This window comes from Pseudomonas sp. (genome assembly GCF_050739655.1).
Taxonomy (GTDB): Bacteria; Pseudomonadota; Gammaproteobacteria; order Pseudomonadales; family Pseudomonadaceae; genus Aquipseudomonas.
In genome coordinates this window covers 1-3,300 of the sequence record NZ_JBOIBY010000436.1, presented here as the reverse complement: position 1 = coordinate 3,300, position 3,300 = coordinate 1, and the positions used below count along the sequence as shown (strand labels likewise).

Sequence of the window (3,300 nt, the reverse complement as noted above, 5' to 3'; positions counted from 1 at the left end):
AAAAAAGAAGCCATTTTACGGATTTACGCGCACAAAAAAGCCCCTGATGTCAGCATCAGGGGCTTTTTCGTTACAGAAGATTAGCCTTCTGCTTGTACTTCGTCAGCCTGCATGCCTTTCTGGCCCTGCACGGCGATGAAGGTCACTTTCTGGCCTTCTTTCAGGCTCTTGAAACCGTTGCCCTGGATGGCGCGGAAATGCACGAACAGATCCGGACCGCTTTCAGGAGTGATAAAACCAAAACCTTTCTCGTCGTTAAACCACTTGACGGTACCGCTCTGACGTTGGGACATTTCTTATTTCCTTTGACGCAAAAATTAATGACAGTCTCTTTCTCATGAAAGAGTACTGGGGCTGGTTGCAGGAGAGTAAGAAGACGTCGAACGGGATGTAGCTAACTTGTAGGCTACTGCCCAGGTCACGATTCCAAGCGACCCATGCAAACACAGTGAACAAACTCTACGCCAACTACGGGAGAAAATACAACCCCTGTGAAAGGCCCGTATTTGCTCACGTTGCTGGTGTTGGTATGCCAACTAGTTCTGGCTTATGCGATAGAGTTGTTCAATTGTTTTCGAACGTTATAAGCAACGTTCATAATCGAAGCTAATCGCCAAACGTTGCACTATTTTATGGCAGTTGCGTTACACATTAGTGCGTTGTTAACGCAACTGCGTTACTTATAGGAACAGCTAATCAACCGCGGTAGTAGCGTTGTGGAACAAATGGCATTTTGCTTACAAGCAAAGCTACCTTTTTCCCACGAACAATTGCCCAGACTGGCGTATCCAAAGCGACATAAGCGCTGTCGAGGTAACCCATGGCCAAAGGAGCGCCCAAGGTAGGCCCGAAACCGCCGCTGCAGACGCTGCCGATGATCTCGCCTGCTTCGTTGACGATCTCTGCGCCCTCGCGCACTGGTGTGCGTTCCTGCGGCAGCAGGCCTACGCGCTTGCGGCTGACTCCGCCCTGTTGCTGGGCAAACACGCTTTCTGCGCCAGGGAAACCGCCGGCACGTGCGCCGTCGGCACGACGTGGCTTGGAGATGGCCCACAACAGGCTGGCTTCGATCGGCGTGGTTTCGGTGTTCATGTCGTGGCCATACAGGCACAGGCCGGCTTCCAGGCGCAGGGAGTCGCGCGCGCCGAGGCCGATCGCCTCGACTTCCGGTTCTGCCAGCAGCGCACGGGCCAAGGCTTCAGCATTGGCGGCCGGCACGGAGATTTCGTAACCGTCTTCACCGGTGTAACCCGAGCGGCTGACAAAGCAGTCGACGCCCAGCAATTTCACGCGGGCGAATTGCATGAAGGTCATCTTCGCCGCTTCTGGTGCCAAACGTGCCAGTACCGTCACGGCAGCCGGACCTTGCAGGGCGAGCAGGGCGCGCTCTTCGAACAGCGGTTCGATGGTGCACTGGTCGCCGATGTACTTGCGCAGGTGGGCCAGATCCTGATCCTTGCAAGCGGCGTTGACCACCAGGAAGAGTTCGTCGTTACCCAGATTGGCGACCATCAGGTCGTCGAGGATGCCACCGGTCTCGTTGGTGAACATTGCATAGCGCTGCATGCCTACTGGCAGATCGATGATGTCCACTGGCACCAGGGTTTCCAGGGCTTTTGCAGCATTGGCGCCGGTGAGGCGGATCTGACCCATGTGCGAGACATCGAACAACCCGGCCTGATCACGAGTGTGCTGGTGTTCTTTCATCACGCCCAGCGGGTATTGCACGGGCATGTCGTAGCCAGCGAATGGCACCATGCGCGCGCCCAGTTCGATGTGCAGTGCGTGCAGCGGGGTTTTCAACAGTTGTTCGGTGGACATATTCAGCTCCTGAAGAATTGTGCAGATGAGCGCACATCAGCACTCGATAATGTTGACTGCCAAACCGCCACGGGCGGTTTCCTTGTATTTGCTTTTCATGTCGGCGCCGGTCTGGCGCATGGTGCGAATGACTTTGTCGAGGGAGACGAAGTGATGCCCATCGCCCCGCATGGCCATGCGCACGGCATTGATGGCCTTGACCGAACCCATGGCGTTGCGCTCGATGCAGGGGACTTGCACCAGCCCGCCAATCGGGTCGCAGGTCAGGCCCAGGTTGTGTTCCATGCCGATTTCCGCGGCGTTTTCCACTTGTTGCACGGTACCGCCAAGGACTTCGCACAAAGCGCCAGCGGCCATGGAGCACGCCACACCCACCTCGCCCTGGCAGCCGACTTCGGCGCCGGAGATCGAAGCGTTTTCCTTGTACAGAATGCCAATGGCCGCGGCGGTCAGCAGAAAGCGTACGACGCCGTCGTCATTGGAGGTCGGGATAAATCGCATGTAGTAATGGAGCACCGCTGGAATAATCCCCGCGGCGCCGTTGGTGGGAGCGGTGACCACACGTCCACCGTTGGCGTTCTCTTCGTTGACCGCCAGGGCGTAAAGGTTGACCCAGTCCAATACCGACAGCGGGTCGCGCAAGGAGGATTCCGGGTTTTTACACAGTTGCCGGTACAACGCGGCAGCACGACGTTTGACCTTTAAGCCGCCCGGCAGAATGCCTTCGTTACGACAGCCGGCAGCCACGCAGTCCTGCATGACTTGCCAGATTTTCATCAGGCCGGCACGGGTTTCCGCTTCAGGACGCCATGCGCTTTCATTGGTCAGCATCACCTGGCTGATGGATAGGCCATAAGTGGTGCAATGACCGAGCAGTTCCTTGGCATTCCTGAAGGGAAAGGTGAGGGGGGTGGCGTCTTCGACGATACGGTCGGCGCCAGCAGCGTCTTCATCGACGACAAAACCACCGCCGACCGAGTAGTACTCGCGACTGCGCACTTGCAGGCCGGCAGCGTCGAATGCGCGGAAAATCATGCCGTTGGGGTGATAAGGCAACGGTTTGCGAATCATCGCCAGGTGTTCTTTTTCGTTGAACGCGATGCTGTGTTCACCGAGAAGGTTCAAGCGACCATTACCGCGAATTTCCAGCAGGCGCGCGGCGACGGTTTCGGTGTCCACGGTGTCCGGGTGTTCGCCCTCCAGGCCTAGCAGCACGGCCTTGTCGCTGCCGTGGCCTTTACCGGTGGCGCCGAGCGAGCCGTACAGCTCGACTTTGACGCAGGTTGTCGCCGTCAGCAGCCCTTCACGGCGCAAGCCTTCGACGAAGCGTGCAGCAGCGCGCATCGGGCCGACTGTGTGGGAGCTGGAGGGGCCGATGCCAATCTTGAACAGGTCGAACACGCTTAACGACATGGTTGTTCTCCGGTTTCTTGTTATAGGCGAATCACGGGAGATGCTTTGTGTGTAGGAGCTGCCGAA

At 57.3% G+C, this 3,300-nt stretch carries 3 protein-coding genes; all 3 read right to left on the bottom strand.

Annotation, left to right across the window (positions count from 1 at the left end):
- Positions 1-80: 80 nt before the first annotated feature.
- Positions 81-293, bottom strand: a complete 213-nt coding sequence (locus tag ACRESJ_RS21190; protein WP_007931076.1) for a cold-shock protein — start codon at positions 291-293, stop codon at positions 81-83.
- 403 nt (positions 294-696) lie between these two features.
- The gene (gcvT, locus tag ACRESJ_RS21185; protein WP_431759644.1) at positions 697-1,821 is read right to left on the bottom strand and encodes a glycine cleavage system aminomethyltransferase GcvT; all 1,125 of its coding nucleotides are present in this window, start codon (positions 1,819-1,821) and stop codon (positions 697-699) included.
- Positions 1,822-1,857: 36 nt separating this feature from the next.
- Positions 1,858-3,234 carry an L-serine ammonia-lyase gene (locus ACRESJ_RS21180; RefSeq protein ID WP_431759643.1) on the bottom strand — a complete coding sequence of 459 codons (1,377 nt, stop codon included), beginning with the start codon at positions 3,232-3,234 and terminating at the stop codon, positions 1,858-1,860.
- Positions 3,235-3,300: the final 66 nt, after the last annotated feature.